Annotated in this window: 27 protein-coding genes; 23 read left to right on the top strand and 4 right to left on the bottom strand. The window is 45.5% G+C overall.

Annotated elements, in window-relative coordinates:
• Positions 1–350: 350 nt before the first annotated feature.
• Positions 351–1,199, top strand: a complete 849-nt coding sequence (locus MKY24_RS07220; protein ID WP_023987699.1) for a hypothetical protein — start codon at positions 351–353, stop codon at positions 1,197–1,199.
• 84 nt (positions 1,200–1,283) lie between these two features.
• Here the strand turns inward: MKY24_RS07220 and MKY24_RS07225 are convergent, their stop codons facing one another.
• On the bottom strand, positions 1,284–2,297 hold the full coding sequence (locus tag MKY24_RS07225; RefSeq protein ID WP_023987700.1) for an RluA family pseudouridine synthase: 1,014 nt from the start codon (positions 2,295–2,297) through the stop codon (positions 1,284–1,286).
• A 223-nt stretch (positions 2,298–2,520) separates the two neighbouring features.
• Between MKY24_RS07225 and recQ the strand changes: the two genes are divergently transcribed.
• The 3 genes from recQ (at position 2,521) to MKY24_RS07240 (ending at position 7,840) form a co-directional block, all read left to right on the top strand.
• A complete protein-coding gene (gene recQ, locus MKY24_RS07230) occupies positions 2,521–4,419 on the top strand; it encodes a DNA helicase RecQ (protein WP_023987701.1) in 1,899 nt (632 codons plus the stop codon).
• 54 nt (positions 4,420–4,473) lie between these two features.
• Positions 4,474–6,342 carry a B12-binding domain-containing radical SAM protein gene (locus MKY24_RS07235; RefSeq protein ID WP_339201661.1) on the top strand — a complete coding sequence of 623 codons (1,869 nt, stop codon included), beginning with the start codon at positions 4,474–4,476 and terminating at the stop codon, positions 6,340–6,342.
• A 184-nt stretch (positions 6,343–6,526) separates the two neighbouring features.
• Complete coding sequence (locus tag MKY24_RS07240; RefSeq protein ID WP_023987703.1) at positions 6,527–7,840, top strand: alkaline phosphatase; 1,314 nt, start codon at positions 6,527–6,529, stop codon at positions 7,838–7,840.
• Between the two features lie 447 nt (positions 7,841–8,287).
• Here MKY24_RS07240 and MKY24_RS07245 read toward each other — a convergent pair whose 3' ends face one another.
• A complete protein-coding gene (locus MKY24_RS07245) occupies positions 8,288–8,893 on the bottom strand; it encodes a DedA family protein (protein WP_023987704.1) in 606 nt (201 codons plus the stop codon).
• 15 nt (positions 8,894–8,908) lie between these two features.
• Positions 8,909–9,484 carry a phospholipid methyltransferase gene (locus MKY24_RS07250; protein WP_028542997.1) on the bottom strand — a complete coding sequence of 192 codons (576 nt, stop codon included), beginning with the start codon at positions 9,482–9,484 and terminating at the stop codon, positions 8,909–8,911.
• Between the two features lie 284 nt (positions 9,485–9,768).
• Between MKY24_RS07250 and MKY24_RS07255 the strand changes: the two genes are divergently transcribed.
• From MKY24_RS07255 to MKY24_RS07325, 15 genes are all read left to right on the top strand, one after another.
• A complete protein-coding gene (locus MKY24_RS07255) occupies positions 9,769–10,605 on the top strand; it encodes a hypothetical protein (protein ID WP_076294969.1) in 837 nt (278 codons plus the stop codon).
• 80 nt (positions 10,606–10,685) lie between these two features.
• A complete protein-coding gene (locus tag MKY24_RS07260) occupies positions 10,686–11,039 on the top strand; it encodes a FlxA-like family protein (protein WP_339201664.1) in 354 nt (117 codons plus the stop codon).
• 298 nt (positions 11,040–11,337) lie between these two features.
• A complete protein-coding gene (locus MKY24_RS07265; protein WP_053324927.1) occupies positions 11,338–11,766 on the top strand; it encodes a GNAT family N-acetyltransferase in 429 nt (142 codons plus the stop codon).
• Between the two features lie 11 nt (positions 11,767–11,777).
• A complete protein-coding gene (locus MKY24_RS07270) occupies positions 11,778–12,239 on the top strand; it encodes a hypothetical protein (protein ID WP_339201665.1) in 462 nt (153 codons plus the stop codon).
• Positions 12,240–12,391: 152 nt separating this feature from the next.
• Positions 12,392–12,883, top strand: a complete 492-nt coding sequence (locus tag MKY24_RS07275) for an 8-oxo-dGTP diphosphatase (protein ID WP_053324929.1) — start codon at positions 12,392–12,394, stop codon at positions 12,881–12,883.
• A 15-nt stretch (positions 12,884–12,898) separates the two neighbouring features.
• Positions 12,899–13,114 carry a hypothetical protein gene (locus tag MKY24_RS07280; protein WP_339201666.1) on the top strand — a complete coding sequence of 72 codons (216 nt, stop codon included), beginning with the start codon at positions 12,899–12,901 and terminating at the stop codon, positions 13,112–13,114.
• Positions 13,115–13,159: 45 nt separating this feature from the next.
• Entirely contained in the window at positions 13,160–13,681 is a 522-nt protein-coding gene (locus MKY24_RS07285) for a GNAT family N-acetyltransferase (RefSeq protein WP_028542991.1), read from the top strand.
• A gap of 28 nt (positions 13,682–13,709) precedes the next feature.
• The gene (locus MKY24_RS07290; protein WP_028542990.1) at positions 13,710–14,159 is read left to right on the top strand and encodes a hypothetical protein; all 450 of its coding nucleotides are present in this window, start codon (positions 13,710–13,712) and stop codon (positions 14,157–14,159) included.
• A gap of 24 nt (positions 14,160–14,183) precedes the next feature.
• On the top strand, positions 14,184–14,687 hold the full coding sequence (locus MKY24_RS07295) for a DUF1572 family protein (RefSeq protein ID WP_053324932.1): 504 nt from the start codon (positions 14,184–14,186) through the stop codon (positions 14,685–14,687).
• A 153-nt stretch (positions 14,688–14,840) separates the two neighbouring features.
• The gene (locus MKY24_RS07300) at positions 14,841–15,875 is read left to right on the top strand and encodes an NAD(P)/FAD-dependent oxidoreductase (protein WP_076294967.1); all 1,035 of its coding nucleotides are present in this window, start codon (positions 14,841–14,843) and stop codon (positions 15,873–15,875) included.
• A gap of 224 nt (positions 15,876–16,099) precedes the next feature.
• Positions 16,100–16,819 carry a HEAT repeat domain-containing protein gene (locus MKY24_RS07305; protein WP_028542988.1) on the top strand — a complete coding sequence of 240 codons (720 nt, stop codon included), beginning with the start codon at positions 16,100–16,102 and terminating at the stop codon, positions 16,817–16,819.
• A 52-nt stretch (positions 16,820–16,871) separates the two neighbouring features.
• On the top strand, positions 16,872–17,537 hold the full coding sequence (locus MKY24_RS07310) for an HD domain-containing protein (protein ID WP_053324935.1): 666 nt from the start codon (positions 16,872–16,874) through the stop codon (positions 17,535–17,537).
• 170 nt (positions 17,538–17,707) lie between these two features.
• Complete coding sequence (locus tag MKY24_RS07315; RefSeq protein ID WP_013309343.1) at positions 17,708–18,769, top strand: SPFH domain-containing protein; 1,062 nt, start codon at positions 17,708–17,710, stop codon at positions 18,767–18,769.
• Positions 18,766–19,767: a sugar kinase gene (locus tag MKY24_RS07320; RefSeq protein ID WP_053324936.1), complete on the top strand. Its 1,002-nt coding sequence runs from the start codon at positions 18,766–18,768 to the stop codon at positions 19,765–19,767. Before MKY24_RS07315 ends, MKY24_RS07320 begins: the two co-directional genes overlap by 4 nt.
• A gap of 77 nt (positions 19,768–19,844) precedes the next feature.
• The gene (locus MKY24_RS07325; RefSeq protein ID WP_013309345.1) at positions 19,845–20,024 is read left to right on the top strand and encodes a hypothetical protein; all 180 of its coding nucleotides are present in this window, start codon (positions 19,845–19,847) and stop codon (positions 20,022–20,024) included.
• Positions 20,025–20,100: 76 nt separating this feature from the next.
• Here the strand turns inward: MKY24_RS07325 and MKY24_RS07330 are convergent, their stop codons facing one another.
• A complete protein-coding gene (locus tag MKY24_RS07330; protein ID WP_053324937.1) occupies positions 20,101–21,192 on the bottom strand; it encodes a LuxR C-terminal-related transcriptional regulator in 1,092 nt (363 codons plus the stop codon).
• Positions 21,193–21,364: 172 nt separating this feature from the next.
• Between MKY24_RS07330 and MKY24_RS07335 the strand changes: the two genes are divergently transcribed.
• The 4 genes from MKY24_RS07335 (at position 21,365) to MKY24_RS07350 (ending at position 24,376) form a co-directional block, all read left to right on the top strand.
• The gene (locus MKY24_RS07335; RefSeq protein WP_053324938.1) at positions 21,365–22,180 is read left to right on the top strand and encodes a class I SAM-dependent methyltransferase; all 816 of its coding nucleotides are present in this window, start codon (positions 21,365–21,367) and stop codon (positions 22,178–22,180) included.
• On the top strand, positions 22,167–23,252 hold the full coding sequence (locus MKY24_RS07340; RefSeq protein WP_053324939.1) for a saccharopine dehydrogenase NADP-binding domain-containing protein: 1,086 nt from the start codon (positions 22,167–22,169) through the stop codon (positions 23,250–23,252). Before MKY24_RS07335 ends, MKY24_RS07340 begins: the two co-directional genes overlap by 14 nt.
• Positions 23,253–23,397: 145 nt before the next feature.
• Positions 23,398–23,793, top strand: coding sequence for a hypothetical protein (locus tag MKY24_RS07345; RefSeq protein ID WP_338533397.1), 396 nt, complete (start codon positions 23,398–23,400; stop codon positions 23,791–23,793).
• Positions 23,794–23,818: 25 nt separating this feature from the next.
• On the top strand, positions 23,819–24,376 hold the full coding sequence (locus MKY24_RS07350) for a hypothetical protein (protein ID WP_053324940.1): 558 nt from the start codon (positions 23,819–23,821) through the stop codon (positions 24,374–24,376).
• The last annotated feature ends 228 nt before the right edge of the window (positions 24,377–24,604 follow it).

Here is a 24,604-nt window from a genome sequence, read left to right on the forward strand (position 1 = left end):
TGAAAGCTTAACCGAATATGATTATAGACCCGAAAAAATAGTGATTTTGTATATTGCGTAAATCGAGAAAAGCAACTTCAGCTAATAATGTGCGTATAATGAAATAAACGTAAGAAGCTGAGAATTATGAAGTTAAAATGAATTTTGATAGCAAAATTTAATTTACAAACCGATCCCATGTTACTGTCAGGATTTTGCAAAATTCGATTCCAGTCGCTCCGAAGTGCAAGATATAGACGAACTAAACCATTTCGATCTATATCTTGTTCATTGGAAAGTTCATTGGAAGTCGCTTATGAGATTTTTGCAAAATCCTCTACTGTAAGAAAAACGGTGAAAGGAGTATCAAGATGCTGGCTTTGTCCGATCCGGCCTGGACTCTGCTCCAAGGCCCCTACGGTTCTTCTCAATACGTCCCAGAAATGTTGAAGCAGCTCCAAGCCGGATATGACGGCGAAATGGCTGACACCTTGTATTGGGAGGAACTGTATCACCAAAATACGTTGTATACTTGTACATTTGCGGCTGTACCTTACCTTGTAGACATTGCGTTAAAAAGTTCTGATATAGGGATTCGTGCAGATATATATAACATTTGCGGAATATTCGAAGCGAAGAATAACAATCCTCTACATACCAAAGTTCCATTGGAATTTACAAGGGATCAGGTGAAAGTGGATTCTAGTCTGGCTGAATATATTTATGCGCAATATCGGAGTGCCATTGTCCGACTTGCAGAATTGACTGAAGAAATGGTGCTCTATGCGAAGGAACACGAAGGAGATATCGGTAAACGCTATGTTCTGGCTGCGGGTGCTGCTTTTCAGGGTTATCGCTGCGTAGCTTATATGCTACAAAGCTTCGATACAGGTGACGAATATACGCTGGATTGTCCGCATTGCGGTACCCCGCTCTATATTTGGCCTGATGAACAGAATGACACCCTGGTTGTCTATGATAAAGATCCTGTAAATTCAGACAATCTGGTTCCCCATCCGATCAGCCCCCGTTCATTGGACCGTAGAGGTGCTAATATGCAGTGGTTACACGAATATGCCCAAAAAATTGAAGAGAACAAGCTGCTTGCCCAATTACCCTATTTAAACGGTTGGGTAGATTGTCCAGTGTGTAATACGCCCATATATATATGGGATGAGTTGATGAAAATGGCTGATGGTGTTCGGAGGTATACCGCTTAATCAATCAAAAAAGGGTGCTGTCTTCTACAGCCCCCTCATTTCCTCTTATATTTTTCCATCTAATCTCCGTATGCTTTGCCAATTCTACTCCCGAAACGGATTCAAAAAGGTTTTAGGAATGTCGGATTCAAAACGCAGCAATACTCCGGTGACGGGATGAATAAATGACAATACCCTCGCATGTAGGCCAAGACGCCCAATCGACTTGGATTTGGAACCGTATTTTTTATCTCCAACAATTGGATGGCCGATATCCTCCATATGTACGCGGATTTGATTTTTGCGTCCGGTTTCCAAACGTACTTCCAGCAAAGAAAAATGCCGATTGGCTTGAAGCAGCTTGTAATGAGTGACTGCGTGCTGTCCGTCATTCGGATAAGGACTGGAATACATTTTTAGCGTCTTGCTTTCTTTCAGCCATGAAGTGATTGTACCCTCAGCTTTTTTAACTTGTCCTTCGACAAGAGCAATGTATGTTCGTTCATACACAACTTCCTTCCACGCTTTTTGCATTTCCTGCTGTATGGCTTCACTTTTCGCAAACATCATCACTCCTGATGTATCACGATCCAAACGATGCAGTACAAAAATACGATTGTACGGATGTTCGCGCCTCACATGGGCCGTAAGCTGGCGATATGCTGTTACTTCCTGCTCCTGCGCTGAAGCCACGGACAGCAACCCGGCATCCTTATGGATAACGATAATGGCTTCATCCTCATGCAAAATACGTAGCCCAGTCAGTGGTACGACGGGAGTTATTTTTTCCTTGGAAAGAGCGACAGTCTGACCTTGCTCCAGTGGAAAATTATGCACGGTACGCGGAATGCCGTTGACGGACACCTGCCCACGAGCCAGTGCTGATTTAATGGAGTTACGACCCATGCCAGTCACATGTTCTACTAAAAAGCTCAATAGCTCGGCAGGCTCCTGGACGATGTATGTTTTGGCAGGGGCTTTATCTAAAGCATTCGTTCTCCGTTGAGCTTCCGGTTTATGGGAGCCAGATCTTCCGGCAGGTTTATGACTGCGTTTGGAATGGCTTGCGTTTGACGTAGATTTTGTATGATTTTTCCGTTGGGGTTTCCGATTGTTCATGGATTCTTTCTCCTTCTTGGAACCGTGTCTCTTCATAGTTATGGACAAATTTGCGGCACCGTGTTCACTATATCATGAGAAAACAGCGAGCGCCATAAGGGACTAAACCAGATTGGCAGTCTTCTAGCGGTTGAACATTACCCTGAACCCCGGTAAACTAAAGGTAACGAAAGAAAAGCCGATATGCGTCAAGGACGCTAGAAATATGAGGAGTTTTGAAACTATGACTGTACAAGCACCAACATTGGAACGGGCGCAGGACTTGCTGCAAAAATTTTATGGCTATCCCGATTTCCGGGAGGGACAAAAGAAAATTGTGGCCAGTATGCTGGAGGGCAACGATACGTTGGGCATCATGCCGACAGGAGGCGGAAAATCGATATGCTACCAGATCCCCGCGTTGTTGCATGAGGGGCTGACCATTGTCGTGTCACCGCTCATCTCGCTGATGAAAGACCAGGTGGATGCGCTGACCACAATGGGGATTGCTGCTGCCTACATCAATAGTACGTTGAGTGGTCGAGAAGTGAATGACCGCATACGAGCTGCACGAAATGGTGACTTGAAGTTGCTGTATGTCGCACCGGAACGACTGGAACTGGACTGGTTTCGCGATGAAATGGCTCAGTTGCCAATTTCCTGCGTTGCGGTAGATGAGGCACACTGCGTATCCCAGTGGGGCCATGATTTCCGTACCAGCTATCTGGCTGTGGCTCCATTCGTGGACGGGCTGTATGAACGCCCAATCGTGGCGGCGTTTACGGCAACGGCGACACCGCAGGTCATGGATGATATCGTGCGCCTGCTTCGTCTGCGCTCACCGGAGACGTTCGTTACAGGCCTTGGGCGGCCCAATTTGGCGTTCAGTGTGCTGCGCGGGGAAGACAAACGTAGCTTTTTACTGAATTATGCCCGTGAGCATGAGGGGGAATCGGGCATTATTTATGCGGCGACACGTAAGGACGTGGACGATTTGTACCAACGGCTGCGTGACGCAGGCATGGCAGCCGGGCGCTATCATGCCGGGATGACAGATCAGGAACGTGCAGATAGCCAGGAAGGGTTTTTGTACGACGATATCCGTGTCATTGTAGCAACCAATGCCTTCGGCATGGGGATAGATAAATCGAACGTACGCTATGTCATTCACTACAACATGCCTAAAAATATGGAGGCTTACGTGCAAGAGGCGGGACGCGCAGGACGTGATGGCGACCCGAGTCAATGTATTTTGCTGTTCGGACCGCAAGATATTGTGACGCAGAAGTTTCTGATTGAGCAAAATCCACAGGATGAAGACCGCAAGCGCAACGACTACCGCAAGCTCCAGCAGATGGTTGATTATTGCTACACGACTCGTTGCCTACGTACGGCACAGCTTGAGTATTTCGGAGAAGCGGAAGAGCATGAAGCTTGCGGTATATGTAGTTCATGTACAGATGAGCGGGAACTGGTTGATATGACCATAGATGCGCAAAAGATTTTTTCGTGCATTCATCGCATGCGGGAGCGTTATGGGGTCTCGATGGTCGCCTCGGTCTTGAAAGGCTCGCGTAACAAAAAAGTACTGCAGTATGGTTTTGACAGCCTGCCAACCTATGGCGTGATGGGCAACCGGACGGAAAAAGAAATTGCTGAAATTATCAATGTTCTTGTTTCGGAAGGCTATCTGATGTTGTCCGAGGGACAATATCCGGTCGTACGCTTGCAGCAGCTTGCGGCTGAAGTGCTGAAAGGCCAGCGAGAGGTCATGCAGCGTGTGGTGCGACATGCCACGGCTTTTGCAGGTGGAGCAGGTTCACGCGGACGACAGGGACGCGATGCATACCCGGCTGCAGTCAACGAAACCGTGTTCGAGCAATTGCGCCTGATTCGTCGCGATCTGGCCGCTCAGGAGCATGTACCGTCTTATATCATTTTCAATGATGCGACGCTGCGTGAGATGAGCGTAGCGAGCCCGCAATCCGAGGCAGACATGTTGCGGATCAAGGGTGTCGGCGAAGTGAAGTTCCGCAAGTACGGCAAGCCATTTCTTGATTTTTTTCAAAATCAGGGGAATATCGGGGGAACGGTAAGCGAGGACGAAATTTATGCAGACGATGTGTACGAGGATTTTGAATAGCTATACTAAGGTAAGGATAGAACAGTTCATGCAAACTATAAAAGGTTGTGACCTATGAAAGTCATTTTATCAACATTAAATGCAAAATATATTCATACCTCGCTGGCAATTCGATGCCTCAAAGCCTACAGTGAAAAGGACTTTGATATCGAGCTGGCGGAGTACACAATTAAGGACCCGGTGATGAACATCGTATCCGATTTGTTTCAACGGGGGGCAGATGTTATCGGCTTTTCCTGTTATATTTGGAACATTGAAGAGACGATTAAAGTCATTGATGTGTTGAAAAAAATTATGCCCGAGGTCAAAATTGTTCTGGGTGGTCCGGAGGTATCCTACGATACGGATCACTGGATGAAGCGTTTGGCGAATGTGGATTTTATCGTGGTTGGTGAAGGAGAAGAAACATTCCATCAACTGCTGCAGGAGCTGGAAGGGGATCGCAAGTTCCATTTTGTATATGGACTGGCTTACCGTAAGGGAGAAGAGGTTATTCAGATGCCCGGCCGCCCGAAAGCGGACTTGAACGAGCTGCCGTCGCCCTATCGTTTTGCAGAGGATATACCGGAACTCGGGAAACGGGTTGTTTATTTTGAAACGAGCCGGGGCTGTCCGTTCAGCTGCCAGTTTTGTCTGTCCAGCATTGAGGTTGGGGTACGTTATTACGATATTGAGCGCACAAAGTCAGATATTTTGTATCTGATCGACAATGGGGCCAACCTAATCAAGTTCGTGGATCGGACGTTTAATATTAAACGCGATTATGCACTGGAAATGTTCAAATTTTTGATTGAAAATCACCGTGGCTGTGTCTTCCAGTTTGAGATTACGGCAGATATTATGCGTCCTGAGGTGTTGGATTATTTGGCGGAAAACGCGCCACCGGGCGTATTTCGATTTGAAATCGGCGTCCAATCAACGAATGATCCCACCAATGAGTTGGTTAAGCGTCGCCAGAACTTTACCAAACTTTCCCGTACTGTTACCAAGGTCAAACAAAGCGGTAAAATCGACCAGCATTTGGATTTGATCGCCGGATTGCCCTTGGAGGACTACAACACATTCCGTAAAACGTTTAATGACGTTTTTGCGCTCGGCCCGGAAGAGCTTCAACTTGGCTTCCTCAAAATGCTGCGTGGCACCGGACTGCGTATCGACGCAGACAAGTATAACTATACGTATATGGATGTTGCGCCGTATGAAATGCTGAGCAATGACGTCCTTTCCTTTGCCGATATCGTCCGGCTCAAGCGCTTGGAAGATGTATTGGAGAAATACTGGAACTCTCATCGTATGGATCATACAGTCAACTATCTGATTGAGCGTGAATTCTCGTCCGCTTTTGATTTCTTTCAGGAATTCGGAGACTACTGGGAAGGACAGGGCTGGCAAAAAATCGGACATCAGCTCGAAGACTTGTTCACGCGTCTCCAGTCCTTTCTGGAATCGCGTGGAACAAAGCGAATGGATATGGTGCTTGGACTGATGAAGCTTGATTATTTCCTGAACCATAAATACAAGCCGCGTAAAATCTGGTGGGAGCATACCTTGGAGAAGGACGATTGGTCCAGCTACATGAAAATGATTCTCCAGCACCCGGACGCGCTGTTGTCACCTGCGGTTGCAGATTTAGTGGCAGATGCGAGCAAGGAGAGTACAGGTGAGGCGAATCTAGGCAATCAACAGCCTCAGCCATACCGCGAGATTATTCCAGCCTTTGCTTCATTGAAGCTGAGTGAAAAGGAACTGCAAAAGCACGCGGTGCTGGATGTACTGCCATTTAGTCTGGATCATATCCTGAGTGGGGGAAGTCCATTGACAGCCGAAGGCCGCACGCTTCTGCTTGTAGTCTATCAGCAAAATGGACAGCAAAAACCGCTCTACTACACCATGCCGATCGGCAAAAATATCGCCGCCATTTAAATATAGACGCCAGAGGGCATCGACTTTGATAAACCAAGAGTCGGTGTCTTCTTTTGTTTTATAAAAAACAGGTGGTCACTCCAAATTTTACATTCGTGTAATCTTTTGCTTTACGATGCTTTACAAAGCAGATATATGATTACTTTATCATATATGAATATTAAATTTATTGGAGTGTGACCTTGTGAAAAAGCGTTCGATGAAAAAGAGTATCCTTGCTTTCGGTGCCATTACCGTTTTGAGTGCGCCATTGTTATCTGCTAATATCCCTAACGCTTTTGCAGCCTCATCTAGTACCAAGTCTACTACCGCACAGGTATCCAAAGGACTGAAAACCTCGTCAGCGAAAGTCGATGCTCCTAAGAATGTCATTCTCTTTATCGGCGATGGTATGGGAGAAGCAAGTCGCAACGCGATTCGCTTGGCGACGGTAGGGAAATCGGGATTACTTGAAATGGACAACATGCCTGTAACCGGCTTGGTTAGCACAAGTTCAGGGGATAATCTTGTTACGGATTCCGCCGCCGCTGCGACTGCAATTGCAACAGGTGTGAAAACGTATAACGGCGCGATCGGAATGGATTTGAATAAAAAACCAGTGACAACGATTATGGAGCTGGCTAAAAAGGCAGGCATGTCTACAGGTGTTGTGACGACAAGCCAAGTGACAGACGCAACCGGGGCCGCCTTTGGTGCGCATGTCGAAAAACGCTCCGCTCAAAGCGAGATTGCCAAGCAGTATCTGGAGAAAAGCAAGGTGGATGTTATTCTGGGCGGTGGTGAGGATTTCTGGTACCCTGCAGGAACAGTAGGCAAACATCCAGATGCTCCGGCAGAAGATCCTGAGGAAGCTAGTAAGGGAACTCAAGGAAATTTGGTAGAACAAGCGAAGAAGCTGGGTTATAGCTATGTGACAGATCAGACAGAAATGAAAGCAGCTAAAGGTTCTAAGTTGTTAGGGCTGTTCGCCAATGAAGAGATGTTTCAAGCTCACAACAAGCTGGGTAACTCTTACAACCCAACGGTTTCTTTACCGGATATGACGGCTAAAGCGATTGATGTTCTTTCCAAAAACCAAAAAGGTTTTTTCCTGATGGTAGAGGAAGAAGGAACGGATGAGATGGCGCATGACAATGAAGGTGAGTTAACGATTAAGGCTGGGCAACAGCTCGATAAGGCCGTTAAAGTAGCTAAAGAGTATGCCAAAGCGCATCCAGATACATTAGTGTTGGTGACGGCAGATCATGAAACGGGCGGTTTGGCGATTGAAGGCGAAGATGCGGAGGATGAATCCGGTGAAGGCGTCTCCAAAGAGGATGGTCCTTTTACTGTAAAAGGCTCTAATGAAAAGTTTTATATCGACTGGACCACAGGAGGACATACATCTGTTGATGTGGCGTTAACCGCGATGGGCCCCGGATCTTCTCAGTTTAGCGGGAATTACCCGAATACTGCCATTCATGACAAGCTGGTTAAGCTGCTTCAATTAAAGAAGTAACGTAGGGTGAAAGCTGCCTCTTAAAAAGATTTTCCATATTGGCAATATGGTTTTTCCTGTGATAAACTAAAGCTAATAAGTATATACTAAAAAAGAGTAAGGATGCTACCAACATCCTCACTCTTTTACAACAGCCGCTTATAAGGGCGGTGGCTGTAGGGTTGGATTAGTAAAATAGACCGCTAACCTTTTCCGGAGGGCGGTCTATTTCTTTTTGTTGAAGGAAATAATCAAGATCACCAACGTTGCAAATTGAATCATCAACATTAATGTATCTTTAACCTCCACAGGCATCACCTCCTTTGCAGGAGACTAGCCGACCGCCCATCTAAGCCATTCTGTTGTTAGTTTATAGTATATCATATGGATAGTATTGCTAAAAAGGACAAAACCAAAGGTAACTTTTAAATTCGCTTATATTATGGACATGCAGAATATACTCAACCTTTACTCCTCCGTTGTTTTCTTCCCCCACACAAATTTCATTATAAAAAATATAATTGTCAGCATGATGAGAAGCAATGCCATCTGCAGGCCATAACGATGGATCAGTTCTCCTGCTGCTTGTACATGATCGCCAAAGATACGTCCGAGCAGAAAGAAGATTAGCGTCCAGATCAAGCCCGTTGAATAAGAGAAGAGGGCATAGCGCTTGAAGCTCATTTTATTGATTCCGACAATATATGGAATAATGTGACGGACGATCGGTAGCAAATAACTGATGCAAATAGTGAAGTTTCCATACTTATGTACTAATTTTTCCGAAAACGTAATGTACTTGTCCATTTTTTTCTTCCGGCGCAAACGTTCTAGAATCGGTGTACCCACGGTTCTCCCCAATACATAACCTAAGGACAAGCCTGATATAACCCCAAGATATACAATTAAAAAAGCGGGTAACGGGTGAAGTATGCCCATGCTTGTTACAGCCCCGCCAGTCATCACAATGACTTCGTCCGGGATGGGCAGACCCACAATTCCGAGCCATAGAGAAAAGAATAATGCTGCATAGCCGTATTGTTCGATGATGGAAATTAAATATTCCACGTCCATACGCATACTCCTTTCTTATGCTTTCTTTCGGCATACATATACGAATGCGGGTGGAACGTTCATAGGCACAAACTTGATTTCTTCAATATCAAACCATTCACCTAACTGCTGCTTCATCTGTTTAGAGTATTGAAAGGCGACAAACATTCCTCCATCCCTGAGTGATAGATGAATTTGTTCTATAATTTGATTTCGCATCTCTTGTGGAAAATTGAAAAATGGCAGCCCGCTAATTATGCAGTCAAGCTGTTCTATTTGGGCATTTTTCATAGCAAGCTGAAGCTCACGCGAGTCGGAATAGCACAGATAATTCGGGAATCTTCTTTTTAAATTCTGCTGCATGGCCTGGTCCTTTTCAAAGAGTAAAACCCTGGGTTGAAATTCAGCAGCAGAGGGGATGTATTGAGTAATTGCCCCCGTGCCAGCACCAAGCTCGGCGACAGCATGAACTTCACTCCATGGAATGGATTCTATCATATTTTTAGCTAAAAATCTGGAACTTGGTGTTACACTACCCACATATGCAGGCGAGTACAAAAATTTGAATAGGAACATAAGTCTCTCGTGAACCAAATGGCTAATACGGATCATACATCATTTCCCTACTTTCAATTTTTAAAATACGTTCATTTATTCTTTGCTAAGAGTAACAAATTATCCCTTTACTTACTCCTGTCTCGAGTAGGGTTAATCCCCCCGTCCTGCGGAGGGGATTTTCCTTGACTATGGTCTAGGAAATAAAAAAAGAGTGGTATTAATGAGTCTGTATTTATTCAGTTATCATTCAGCATCCCCTCAGGTTGCATTCAGATTTGCTGCCGATGAAAGGTAGGTGGGCAGCTAAAAACATTATGTACACTGAGAGGGGATCTACTTTGTCACTATCCATTAACAGGCATCTCATCACGACTTCCTATGATCAATCGAATACGGTGAAGTCAAATGAGAATGGACTAAATACCACGGGTCATACCACACACAAGAAATCTAACGATTCACTCGAATTGAGCAAGGAATTTATGGAATACACGGGAGGAATGCAGGCTCCGCTTCCTACGGAAAACTACAGTAATGATTACAAGTACGACGACCAGGATACCATTGCACTAACTACAGACCAACAGAAAATGCTGTTGTCTGATCTGCAAAGTTATCTGATGTCTTCAAGTGCTTCCTCTGATACAGATGAACTCACCAATAGCACGAAGAATCCATTGGCTTCGGTTAACGATTTATTAGCCGGTGTGGATCTTTCGACGGCAACAGATGAGGAAGTATCGGAGCTATTCGATAAGATAGCAGAAACGATCCAAAATAATCGTCCTGCACCGCCGCCTGAAGGAGACCCGTCCCATCCTCAAATGGATAGCAGTGGTCTGCCTCCTATGATGCAGGCAATGGGTGGAATTATGCCTCCATTCGCATGGAATATCCAAGAGACTTCCAATCAAGAGGATAACAGCACTACATCTGAGAAAGAGCTTACAGTAGATGAAAAAAGATCCTTGCTGAGTGATTTGCAAAGCGTTCTGAGTTCCAGTCTTATATCCGGGTCAACAGCTTCGGACAAAGATCAGGAAACAGATCTGCTTTCTACATTAAAAGACGCGTGGGGAAATACAGACAAATCGAATGCCACAGATGAAGAAATATCGGCTTTATTCGATGAAATCGCTAAGATTTTTGAACAATCTGTATCATCGTCGTCTTAGTCATTAGAGTGCAATACCATAGCTTAGAACCGGTTAGCCCACACGTGTAAACTCATACTTTTATAAAGGGGAAATCTCGTATGAACATTTCATCCACATCCAGCAGTTCTATATCTATTGCAAGCACTTCGTCTTCATCCAGTACCAACGATACAGCTAGTCTGGAAAAGCAAAAAGCTCAACTTGAAGCGGAGTACTACAAGGTACAGCAAAGTAAAGATAATAAAGATACAAAAGAAACAAAAATGAAGCAGCTTCAACAGCAAATTAAACAGATTGAAGCTCAAATTGCACAGCAAAGTTCGCAATCCAGCAGCACGTCAACTCCAAAAATGGAAAAGCCCGCTCCAAGTAACATGGAAACGACTCGTATCAACAGTGCTAACAGCAGTGATATTACAGGAGTTGGGAAATCACTGGATATTTCAATTTAATCATCCCATCTTTTTTCCTGTAGGACAGACGATGGATACAAACGATAGCAGGCTCTCCGTTTCAGAGGGGCCTGCTTTTTTCGTTTACTAAATATTTTGCATGAATCCAGGGAGCGACTTTCAATCAGCGATATTTAGATTAGAATAATTCTGTCCATCTAAATTGAATCATGTGACTAAACATAGAAAAGTATATACAATATATAACAGTAGGAAGATGAAAGTATTTTAACCCTATTATTTTCTATATTTAAATCAGTAAGTGCTAGTAATCATTTTAAATTGGAGGATTTATGCCATGACGCTGGAACCTCAGATGAATCGAAGTAGTAGAGATGAAGCGCGTTTAGTCAGAAACAAGTTGATTGAGTTTAATGCGAAACACGTCCCAGCAGATATTCGAACCCGATACGAAGAGATTAATCTTACGCTCAAAGATGAAGATGGTCAGGTGATCGGCGGTCTCCTAAGTGTACTATGTTGGAACTGGGTGGAGGTTGATATTTTGTGGGTAGATCAGCGCTACAGAGGAAAGGGCTACGGTTCACAACTGCTTGGTGAAATCGAACAAATTGCTAAAGATAAAGGGTGTAATTTTATACAACTTAATACCTTTACTTTTCAAGCGCCCGAATTCTATGAAAAGCATGGCTATGAAGTCGTTGGTGTCATTGACGATGCTCCAAGAAGCTTTAAACACTATTATTATAAGAAAAGTATCTACTGAGGACTCTATATATGCGCGTACAGATCAAGGAAATAAATAAAGATCATCATATCATCATTCGTAGTATTGGCAAGGAAAAAGTATACGGCTACTGGACATATTTTTGGCATGAACTGACTTCTGGATATGCGTATGTTGTTCCGTATGAACAAAGCTTGAATAAGATGATTCCCGGCTGTGTCATTTCGGTCGAGACTTCTCAATCCAGTATAGAAGGGTTCAGAAGGCTGAAGTCTACTGAAGAGACAGGGATTTTTCGACCTCAACCCAAGCTAGGCGACTACTGGATTCAAGGAACGATACATCAAGTGATGCAGGGCGAAGCAGGCGGGATAGAATGTCTGGAGATTGTAATAGGAGACACTACGTTTATTTTGGATTCTGAAGAAATGAATGGTGATGTCAACGTTAAAGTGGGCGATGGTGTCGCCTTTGAAATCATAGGCCTACAGTTGTTTGACGAGGGACTGTGATCGCTCCAGGTTACCCCGCTAATCTAGTCTATGGTTAGAGTTATTGCGCTCTACAAAATAACGAGTTAAAGTATGAGAAATACCATATTTAACCACAGTTTGTCGGTGTGAAAGTAAAGCTAGATTATAGTGAATCGTGAATAAAGAAAGGTATGATCGGATTGACAACAGAAGTGACACACAAAATATATACCATGTGTATGATTCAAGACGGAAGCAAGGTATTGCTTATGAATAGACCCAATCGAAAGGGGTTTCCGGGTTATATTGCGCCAGGAGGAAAAGTAGAGTTTCCAGAAAGCATTGTGAATGGGGCCATTCGTGAAGTAAAGGAAGAAACAGGCTTAACCGTTAAGGAAATTGTATTTAAAGGAATCGACGAATATTGTGACCCAAGTCAAGGGCTGAGATATATGGTCTTTAACTATTTGGCTACAGCCACTGAAGGTGAGCTATTAAAAAATCCCCCTGAGGGAGAATTGCTGTGGGTGGATATGAAGGAGGCGCTAAATCTGCCGATGCAGGATTGGTTTAAGCGGAGATTTCCATTATTTTTTGAGCCGGGAACGTTTGAGGTTAGTTTCGTTTGGCTGGCGGATACAGATGAAACCCTGGAAGCAACGATTAAGAGCTACGGTGTGTAGAGATGACGACGACATTTGGAGAACGGCGAAGAAGAGTTGGCAAAGGGTTTTCTTACTGCTTACGCACAAGGGATGGAAGCCAAAGAAGGATTTACTGAGCGTTTCCGGGTGCATATGCTGCATCAGCAGATTCTAAACTGGGGATGTGCCAAAGCGATGAAGCGAGTCACTTGGGATAATAAGCTCTCTTTTGCAGATTGGGCGCAAAAATTCATGGATATTGAAATATAAGCAATAGCAGATGAATTGAACGTTTAAAGAGGAGGCCGTGAGTGGATGCAGACCGTCAGATTGGTACAGCCGGATCAGGACTGGAATGAAGCTTATCTTTCATTTTATGAGGAATGGAAACAGAGCCAGGAGCATATGGTGCCTTGGGTGATCTCTGTAGAGCCGTACGATTTTGAAGGTATGTTGTCGCTTTTAAGTAATCAGGAAAATGGAATCAACCTGTCTGAAGGCTGGGTCAAAAGCTCAACATACTGGCTTGTGAATGCGAATGAACAGGTCGTGGGAGCAGTGAATATCAGGCATGACCTTAACGAACACCTAATGAATGCCGGAGGTCATATCGGTTACGGTATCCGTCCTTCTGCACGAGGGAACAGGTACGCTGTTACAATGCTGGCCTTGGCGTTAGAAAAAGCAAAAGAGCTGGGGATTTCCCGAGCCCTGGTCGTATGCGACTCCGATAATATTGCCTCCAAAAAAACAATCATACAAAATGGCGGAACGCCGGACAAGGATTACATAGAGGAAGACGGAAACCGTGTAAACCGGTTTTGGATCGAACTGTGAGTGAGAAAGAAGGGAACGCGAGAAGCTCATGAAATTATGGCCTGAATATGCGCAAAACATCATTGTTGGTGTTATCTTTGAAGGGGAATGGAATTGGTATGTGACGGAAAGAGAGTATTGGTTTTTGAATACCGAGATGGAGGAACGGTTTGGTATCCCTATTTTGGATGAAACCACAGTGGGAGCATTTTTGGATCACATCTGTGAATATAAGGTGGCTACTGGGGAACTAACTTCAATGCTCCAGTTGCTTGATGGTGCTATTCAGCATCAGGATGAAGTGTTGGAGTTCTGTCCTGCTCTGTATGTTAACTTTGATGAAAAAGTTCTCTATTCGCTATTTCCTGAGCCAGCCTCGTTTGAACACTATGTCTCAGCGGGGTGGAAAGGGGAATATCAAAACTTTTTGAACGAGGTACCTTCACCTGAACAGTATTGGATGATCGAGGGAAGTAATTTTTTTGAGAAATTCACTTGATAGGACGAAGGAGGAAATAAATATATGGATTCTTCTATGCATGAGTTTAAAATCATATCCAAGCACAGAATGTACGATCAATATTTGGTAAAGTTGCGGGCATGCATTGTGCTTTTGGATGAACAGGTGCTATGGCGAGTAGGTGAGACGGAAACGAATAGCATTGGTGGGATCATCAACCATATCATGGTACATGTGCGCAGAAACGCAGCCAAGCTCATAGATCCGACGATTACATACAAGCAAGGAATGGAGGATAGCTTTATACCTTCCATGCAAAACAAGGAACAACTGATGGATGAGGTAGAAGAAGCTTTTTCATCCTTCTGTGCAGCATTGGACCATACGGGGGCGATAAATATGTATGACGTATACCATGTGGTGGAGCATACGGCTTATCATCTGGGGCAGATCATAGACCGAGTTCAGAAATTGGCAGATCACCGTTTTCAATTTGTACAGACAGGACTTAATGAAAAAGCATTGCATGCGATAGTGCAGCAATCCTTGCATAATCTACGAGAATAATGGAAGCAGTAGCTATATAAACCTATAAAATGTAGTTCTAAGGTCACAAAAACCTCTGTAATGGTCATGTTTTTATTTCTTAATTGATATTGATAATTATTATCACTTATAATAGGAGCAGACATATTACGTTATGATAGGGAGAGTTGCAGAGTGACAGTGTCCTTGGAATTATATGATGTAACGATCATCGGCGGTGGTCCTGCCGGTATGTATACCGCATTTTACAGTGGAATGAGAGATATGAAAACCAAGCTGATCGAAGCCAAGCATGAGCTGGGCGGACGAATGCGCATATACCCAGAGAAGATGATTTGGGATGTCGGGGGGGTTACCCCGGTTTTATGTGAAAAGCTGATTGATCAGCTGGAGCAGCAGGCGCGGACGTTCGAGCCTGCCATTGTGCTGGGACAGCAGATCACTGGTTTGGATCGGCAAGAGGATGGCACGTTCCTGCTAACTTCTGCCACAGGGGAACAGCATTGGACACGCACGATCGTTCTGGCAGTAGGCTATGGTATTCTCAAAATGGCTAAGCTGGAGATTGAGGGGGCGGACCGCTATGAGGTTACGAACCTGCATTATACTGTACAAGAGCTGGAGCCATTCCGGGGCAAGCACGTCCTGATTTCTGGTGGAGGCGACTCGGCAGTGGATTGGGCGAATGAGCTGGAGTCTATTGCGGCGAGTGTGACTGTCGTACATCGTCGGGATCACTTTGGCGGACATGAGAAAAATGTAGCTCGTATGAAATCATCCTCGGTCCGTGTTCTCACACCATACGCGGTGAGTCAGCTACATAGCAACAACGGAGAGACGATTGAACAGGTTACGATCAGTCATGTGGATACGGGCGAAATACAGGTGTTGAATGTCGATGCCGTCATCGTGAATCATGGACTTAAATCCGACTTCGGCCCGCTTCGGGATTGGGGACTGGATATGGGTGAGTGGCATGCCCGAGTGAGCGAAAAGCTGGAAACGAATCTGCCAGGGATTTTCGCAGCAGGCGATTTTGTCGAGTACGGAAGCAAGCTGTATCTAATTGCCGGTACGTTCACAGATGCCGCCCTTGCACTGAACAGCGCCAAGCTGTACATTGATCCAGCAGCTGACAAAGCGGCATATGTATCTTCTCATAACAGCCGATTCAAGGAAAAAAACCGCGAGCTTGGTGTCGTGGAGTAAGAATACGGAATAAGTTATATAGGATTAGAAATAGGGCAGGGAAAATGTAAAAGAACTTCCGCGACTACAATTCATGTGGTTTTGGAGGTTCTTTTTTTGTCAGGTTACTGACTTCTCGTTCTAAAGGTTGGATAGCATACACCATATAGAATAAAATGAAGAAAGCCTGTCCTTTTCGGTTTTATATAGTAGATTTTGAGTAGAGAAGATAAGGAGCGTGAAAAATGAGCTTACAAGAGGTACTTGAACGGCTAGCAATTCATCTGCCAGACGACATGGTGGAAGCTTTGCATGTACATAGCAAGGAACGAGAGGGACGGAACGTTCAGCTTCAACTCATGAATGAGCAAGAGCTTGCCGAGGGCATCAAGTGGATGGGGCAGATCGAGGTATTTAAACATATCGTCCCTCTATGGACGGATGACCATTCTAATTATGTTGGCATATATGTGGAGGGGCCGTTAGCATATAAGTTGTGTTATATAAGTCACGAGGAAACGGATTTGTCACCGGCGTACAGAAGTGCGTTTTCTCTGATTGCAGAGTTGGAGCAAAATCCAGCACTGGAGTGGGAACAGCTACGTAAGGATTATCCGTCCGGCGAGGACATTAGCACAGAACAATTAGCGGAAGATATTCGTTGCATGAATGAACTAAGAGCCTTGCTAGAAAAGGATTCACCTGTGGATGATGATGTGAGATGTCAGCATCTTTATAGCTTAATGGCGATCACGCCTACCTGCGAACTAGACTCATTGCTTCCCTATTTGGACGATGAGGATATGTATGTACAGGAACGAGCATGTGTCCTTTTAGGACATCATGGATATGAACCAGCGACCGAATTATTAAAAGAAGTGGTGAAGCACGGAAGCCCGAATGGGAAACTGGCAGCCCGTAAGGCGCTCTCAATGATTCGCAGTAAGCAGATGGCCAAGCATTAAAAAATTAAACGAACCTACCATAGAAAGTATGGACGGGATTGAAAGGTGACATATGGAGAGACGAACGGAGCAACAGGAAGCGATTTTGGCAGATATTATTCAAAAGGCGGAGCCCTTTGTACAGCAGCAGTTGGAGCATGATCATAGTGGTCACGATTGGTGGCATATAGACCGGGTGAGAAAGCTGTCCCTTAAAATTGCTGCCAAAGAGGGCGCAGATTCGTTTATTTGTGAACTGGCAGCACTGCTGCATGATGTAGCGGATGAAAAATTAAATGATTCCAAGCAAGCGGGCCTGGATAAAGTAGAGCAGTGGCTGCTTCTGCATGTAAGTGATCCAGATGTGATCACGCACGTGATGACTATTATAGCTACGATGTCCTACAATGGTGGACAAAACCCGCCTATGGAAACGCTGGAAGGTCAAGTTGTGCAGGATGCGGATCGGTTGGATGCTCTTGGAGCGATTGGGATTGCAAGAACCTTTATGTATGCTGGCTCAAAAGGCAGTATGATGCATCACCCGGATAAAGACTTTTCACAGCATGATTATCGTGCCGCAGGTAAAAGTGCCATATACCATTTTTACGAAAAGCTGCTCAAACTCAAGGATTTAATGAATACCGCTTATGCCCGAGAGCTGGCGGAAGTTCGGCATCAATGGATGGAGATGTACTTGGAGCAATTTTATAGAGAATGGAATGTGGATGATAAATAAAGTGTTTCAATAAGGCTGTTTCCTCTAACCGAGCATATCGGAGGGGAAATGGCCTTTATTTTTTTATAAATGTCATATTGATATTATCGAAAATGTGTGTTATTTTATTGTTAATAACAAAATGATAATAACAAAATATTATAAACTATAAAGAAAGTGAGGAAGTGGCTATGTTTGGATTTAATTTTGTTAAATTTCAGCCCAGTGAATATGTGATGAAGGTGAAAAACGGGAAGGTGGTTCGGGAGGGTGTTGGATTATCTTTTTATTACTACGCCCCGACCACCTCGGTTGTTGTCGTGCCCGTCTCTTCCATTGATGCGCCGTTCATGTTTGAGGACATGACGAATGATTTTCAGGCGGTGACGGTGCAGGGGCAACTAACTTATCGAATTGTGGATTATCGGAGAACGACGCAGATTTTAAACTATACGTATGACTTGAAGGAACGACGCTACATTTCGGATGATCCGAGCAAGCTGGCCCAACGGGTGATTAACATCGCCAAGGTGCTTACCAAAAAGTATTTGGAGCGTGTCCCGCTCAAAGAAGCTGTTCAGTCCAGTGAACGTCTGGCCCAAAATATGACGAAGGATATTGCACAGCATACGGAAATGGAAAAGCTCGGCATTGAGGTTATGGGACTGTCGATTTTGGCGATTCTACCCAATAAGGAGACGATGAGAGCGCTGGAGGCTCAAGCGAGAGAAGAGATTCTTCGCAACGCGGATCATGCTTTGTATGAGCGTCGTAATGCATCTATTGAGCAAGAGCGGCGTGTGAAGGAAAACGAGCTGAACACTGAGATTGCAGTAGAGACGAAAAAGAAACAAATCCGCGAAACTCAACTCGATGCCGAGCGTTCTGTGAAGCAAAAGCAAAGCGAGATGAAAGAGGAGCAGCTACGATTTGACACAGCCTTGGAGGAGAAAAAACGCGAGCTGATTGAGCTGACTGTAACAAATAAAAAGGCGGAAGCCGATGCCAAGGCCTATGAGCTGACAGCAGTCATGAAATCGTTGCAGGATGTTGAGCCGAACGTACTTCAAGCTATGGCCAACATGGATATGAGCCCGGATAAGCTAATTGCGATTGCATTCCAGGAGCTTGCAGAAAATGCAGGCAAAATCGGTCAGCTGAATATTACGCCGGATCTGCTGCAAGGTCTCATGTCAGATACGGGAGCTAGCGGATCAGCAGGATCGAGAGGGTCTGGAGGAAGAACACGATGAGCAGCCGAATGACAGAGCAGAAGATCATTTTGGTGAAGCGTAAAACGCGACTGGAGGAACTGATTGTCCGATACAATACGGTGCAGCAGGCTCGCTTCTTTATGGAACGGTTGGGTGCGGATTTCAGTGATTATGTGCTGGAGGACGAAAATTACCGCAGGGCGGTGGCAACGGCAACGTCGGAGTTAACAGCCTTGGGTCGTGTTCAGATTGTGGAGCGGGAGCATGTGCCGAACTTTATTTTTGGTGAGCAGGATACAGTGGTGGTGTTGGGTCAGGATGGGCTGGTAGCCAACACGTTAAAATATTTGACCGAGCAGCCACTTATCGGTGTGAATCCAGATCCATTGCGCTGGGACGGGGTATTGCTGCCGTTTACTGTATCCGACCTGCGCTGGGTGGTGCCGGATGTGTTCGTGCACAGACGGCCAATTAAGGAGGTTACGCTGGCTAAAGCCCAATTAAATGATGGCCAATCCTTGTATGCTGTAAATGATTTGTTCATTGGGCGCAAAACTCATGTCTCCGCGAGATATGAGCTAAGGCTGGAGGATCAAGTAGAACAACAATCATCCAGCGGCATTATCGTTTCAACCGGATTGGGAGCGACAGGCTGGCTGACCAGTGTGCTGGCTGGAGCGGCCGGAATTGTCGGCAGTGCTACACGGCATCCAATCTCGCTGACTCCAGGCCAGCTGATGCCCGGTGTAGCCTTCACTCAGGAAGAGGCAGCAGACGGAATGAGTCATGATCATCGTGCAACTTGGAGTTCGCCATCGCTTTATTTTACGGTGAGAGAACCATTCCCCAGTCGAACGACTGCTGCGGATCTCGTGTTTGGTCAGGTAGCAGCCGAAAAACCGCTACGGATTGCATCGCAGATGCCGGAAAATGGAGTTATTTTCAGCGATGGAGTGGAGAGCGACTTTCTGGAGTTTAATGCTGGCATTGAGGCGACCATTGGACCGGCGGAGAAAAAAGGGCATCTGGTCGTGTAGAGGTTTGTACAGGACGGCAATGGGTAATTATGAGTAAGGTACAACCATCAGATGAAATTAAAAAAGGAGGAATCAACATGAGCGACCACACTCAAGACGAAGCGAAAATCCGCAACAAGAAGGACGAGGACGGAGATTCCTTGATGGAGAAAACGAAGCTGGAAAATGGCGTGGATATCGAGCCTGAGGCTGATGAATGGATTGCGAAGCCCTCACCAGTGTCATACGATGATACGAACTCCTCTTCGAAGAAATAAGGCTCTTGCGTCCAAATAGAGCAGTGATGCAAAGACAGATGATCCCTAATCGGGTCATCTGTCTTCTTTACATAGGTTAATTGAATCTAGAATATACCTTCCATACTAGCTCACGACGGCTGCTTACATCTGTTTTCAAGAAAATCGCTTTCAGATGATCCTGCACCGTGTAGGCAGTAATATGAAGTGCGCTAGCCAGCTCCTTGGTCGAAAAGCCCTGAACAATGAGTTGGACAATTTGTCTCTCTCGTTCGGACCATGAGTACACCTCGGTCATAAGCGGTAGCATGTCAGTTGCTTTAGCAGCCTCAAACCATACGGCTAGCTGCTTCTGACCCGTATGCTCCTGTCCGCCTTGCAGAAGGGTGGCTCTGATGGTTACCCATGGGGTGCCTGCGTCTGCGGAAGGGATACATAGTCGGGCTGGTGCAGTGGCAGTGGATAGCGCTCGCAGGCATACCGCCCGGACAGGAGCCGGAAGGCTGTCTTCATGGATTCCCTCCTGCTGCCGAAGCAGCTGTAGCCACTGCTCTGCTACTGTATTGGACGAGATCGGTTCTAGCTTATCGGAAAGCATTAGAATCCCTGGCTCAAGTTCATTTTCCGTGATCATGGCAGGGGCTGGAGATAAACCGACACTGGCCTGACGCAGATGGTAGGCTATGGACGGCGCTAATGCTTCAAGCAGTTGTTGCTCTTCCTCGCTGAATACAGGCTTTCCATGATGACGGAACAACGTAAGAAATCCCCAACAGCTCCCTTTGTACATAAACGGAACACGCAGCTCATCCCCGAATCCGGCGGGTTGCAAAACATCTCTATATCGTGTGCTCCGATCCGGTTGGCCTTGTGTAGACCCATGTAGCGTCGCTACAGACTGTCCTTCTCGCACCAACTGATCATATTTCATCATATCGTCGTGCAGATATTCGTATTCCAGCAGTTTGTTATGAATGTCCTCCACACCCGACTCTGTAAATGCCCCCGTGGAAAGCAGCGTACGCGGATCTACTGAGGTGCAGCACGCCGCATCGAAAGCAATCTGAGTACGCAAGCGGTCGATTAGGGTGTGCTTGTACGTTAGGGATGAGGGTGCTTTTTCCCCCAGATCAATGATTTGCTGTCGGGCGTCCTTAAGCTGTGCAAATTGCGTGTAGTGTGCGTTCATCATTTACTCCTATCGTGAAAGCTGGAGATTCTCAAGCGCGCTTATTAAATCCCACATTTATGGGATGGTGGATATTCGTATTGTCTTTATAATTGAGAATGATTCTTAATAAAATCTACAATAAACGAATGGTCTGAGAAGATCAAGGCTAAATGTTTGGAGGAAAGCACATATGAGACATACCCCTATTGGAAATACGGACTCAAACCAACCTATGAGCTGGAATCATCCGAATGTGCATAAGTACGCGGATACGATTGCTTTAAAAATACCTGGATATGCTCATTTGTATGAGATGACAGACTGTCTGATAACCGCACAGCTTGAGGCACAAGCTCATACTAGAAATATAGATCCAAATGTGCTAATTGTCGGTGCTGGAGGCGGTCAGGAATTGATAACACTCGGAGGGCGCCATGAAGCATGGTCCTTTACGGCAGTCGATCCCTCTGAGCACATGCTGGATTTGGCACGTAAGCGTGTGACACATGCGGGCATCAGTTCAAAAATATCGTTTGTTGCAGGTACGTTGGAAGAGTTGTCTGGAGAACAGCCTGAAGAACAGCACGAAAAGCACGGCGAAGAGTCATGCAGAGAACCGGTCTATGACGCTGCTACCTGCCTGCTGGTGCTTCATTTTCTTCGGAGCTTGGAAAGTAAACAGGCATTGCTACGCCAGATATCCGCTCGACTCAAGCCGGGTGCACCTTTTTGTCTAGCTTCTATTAATGGGAATCCGCAGGAGCCTTCTTTTTCCATCCAAATGCAGGCATGGAAAGGTCATATGCTGAGTCAGGGCATTTCACTCGAGGATTGGGAACGATTCGCTGCTTCCATCGGTCGTGAGTCAAACCCGGTGTCCAATGCGGCAATACAGGAACTGTTGATAGAGGCAGGCTTTACCCACATCACCCGGTATTATGGCGCTTTTTTAGTAAATGCATGGTTTGCGGTTAAAGAGGGAGAGACGACTTATGACAAAGGATAACATCATCATCATTGGCGGGTATGGCCATGTTGGAAAAATTATATGCACGGAGTTAAGTGAAATGTTTCCCGGCAAGGTATTTGCCGCAGGTCGTAGCCTGGAGCGTGCCACTGAATTTAGTAGACAATCGAATGGTAAGATAAAGCCCCTGCAGCTTAATATCCATGAGCCGTTGGACCCGTCGATATTAGAGCAAGCCAAAATGGTGATCATGTGTCTGGATCAGGATAATACGACCTTGGTACGTGCCTGTCTACAACATGGGGTGCATTACATGGATATTACAGCGAATGCGGACTTTTTGAGTCAGGTGGAGCAGTGTCATCAGGAGGCCCGAGCTTATCAGGCCACAGCCCTGTTAAGTGTAGGATTAGCTCCGGGACTGACCAATCTGTTGGCATTGCAAGCGACACAGCTCATGGATCAGACAGATGAGTTGAACATATCTTTGATGCTGGGCTTGGGAGATCAACACGGTCAGGCTGCCATTGAGTGGACAGTAGATCAGATTCATGCCGATTTGGAGGTTATAGAACAGGGACGCCCTGTGACTCGAAAAAGCTTTACCGACGGAATAGTAGCAGACTTTGGTGCAGGAGTGGGTCGTCATCGGGCGTATCGATTTCCTTTTTCGGATCAGCAGACACTTCCTCGTACGCTCAAAGTTCCTACGGTTAGCACACGCCTTTGCTTCGATTCGCGCTTGACCACCCGGCTTCTGGCAGGGCTTCGAACGATAGGAGTATCAGGTTTACTCCGACAGAAAACTGTGCGTGATGCTGTAGTTCGCAGCTTTGGCAAGATACATCTAGGAGGGAATGCTGTAGCGGTCAAGGTAGATGCCCGAGGAACGCTCAATGGCAAGGAGACGAAGGTCGAATGTCGGCTGAGGGGGCACCATCAATCTGATTTAACCGCTAAGGCAACCGTCTTTGCAGCGCTCGCCCTGTACCGTTCAGAACTTCCATATGGTGTATTTCACATGGAGCAGGTTTTTTCGTGGAATCGCATGCAGGCTTGGTTGGGGCAGCAAGTAGCCGTAGATGTTCAGGTGAACGGACAGCAAGTATAGAAGTCATATATTATAATAAAGGACTCTCATATAATCCAAGCTTATTCAGCAATGTATTGCGGATAGGTCTTGGATTTCTTTTCCTATTGAATTACACTAGAAAGAAGTACATATTTTTGGAAAAGACCTAAGGGGATGATATGAAATGTGGAACCCCTATGAAAATAGCAGACAGCATACGCACGATTTTACAATAAAGTATCGATTTTACACGCCGGAAGAAGGAGGCAGGAAACAGCTGCCTTTTCAGGGGTACCGCTGCGATTTTGCCTATGAGAGCGATGATATCACGACGACGGGGATTTACGCCATACATCCTGAGTTTGAAGATGGAGATGGTCAATTGATCATGGATACCGAGCGTCCGGTTCACCGGGAAGGACAGGCGAGAATGTGGGTTTTGTTTGGAGAAATGAGGGAAAAGGTACACCGACACCGGATACGGGTAGGAACAAGGGGATATTTTATGGAAGGCCCGCGCCGTGTTGGTGAAGTTGAAGTTACAAGCCTGGTAGGCCTCTTGACCAATCCGGTCAACTAGCTAGCTGCTGAGGAGTCGATAAGAGATGGATATCGCTTATATCATAGATTTATTACGTAAACACGATGTGACCTTAGCTCCAGGCTTATCCATGCAGGAGGTTACCGACGTCGAAGGCAGGTATGATATTCACTTCCCACCCGATTTGCGGGAGCTTCTGATGAGCGTTCTTCCCATCGGTAAAAGCTTTATTCCTTGGAGAGATACGTCACCACAGCGGATGGGGGTAATTCGGCAAAGGTTGAATTGGCCGCTGGAAGGTATGATTTTTGATGTAGAGCAGCATATATTCTGGCCTCCCGAATGGGGCGAAAAACCGACAGATTCGGCGGAAGCCGTTGATATATGTAAACGTGAGTTTTTACGTGTGCCCAAGCTAATCCCGATCAACGGACATCGATATATCCCAGAGCAGCCATCTGAAGAAGGAAATCCGGTATTTTCAGTGTATCAAACGGATATTATCGTGTATGGGGAATGTTTGCAGGAGTATTTCAAGCTGGAATTTGGGGAGAAGCCTTATGAACAAATTGATTTTAATGCCGTAAAAAAAGTGCGTTTTTGGAGCAACTTGTGTGAGTGAGTGTCAGGAAGATGAATAAGTCGAAACGAAGGAAGGGGAGCATGATGTGAAGGTGGAGCAGGATTTGGAAGAAATCAAAGAAAGGTTGACCCAGATCGAGATCAAACTGGAACAAAAGTCGACCTCCAAGAGAATCTTGAAGTACATGATCATCGTTTTCTTGTCTGTTTTTTTTCTTTTATTTCTAATAGGAATTATTCAATTTGTTTCAGCCTAATCGGTGCAAGA

The sequence above is a fragment of the Paenibacillus sp. FSL P2-0322 genome, from assembly GCF_037975315.1.
GTDB lineage: Bacteria > Bacillota > Bacilli > Paenibacillales > Paenibacillaceae > Paenibacillus > Paenibacillus polymyxa_B.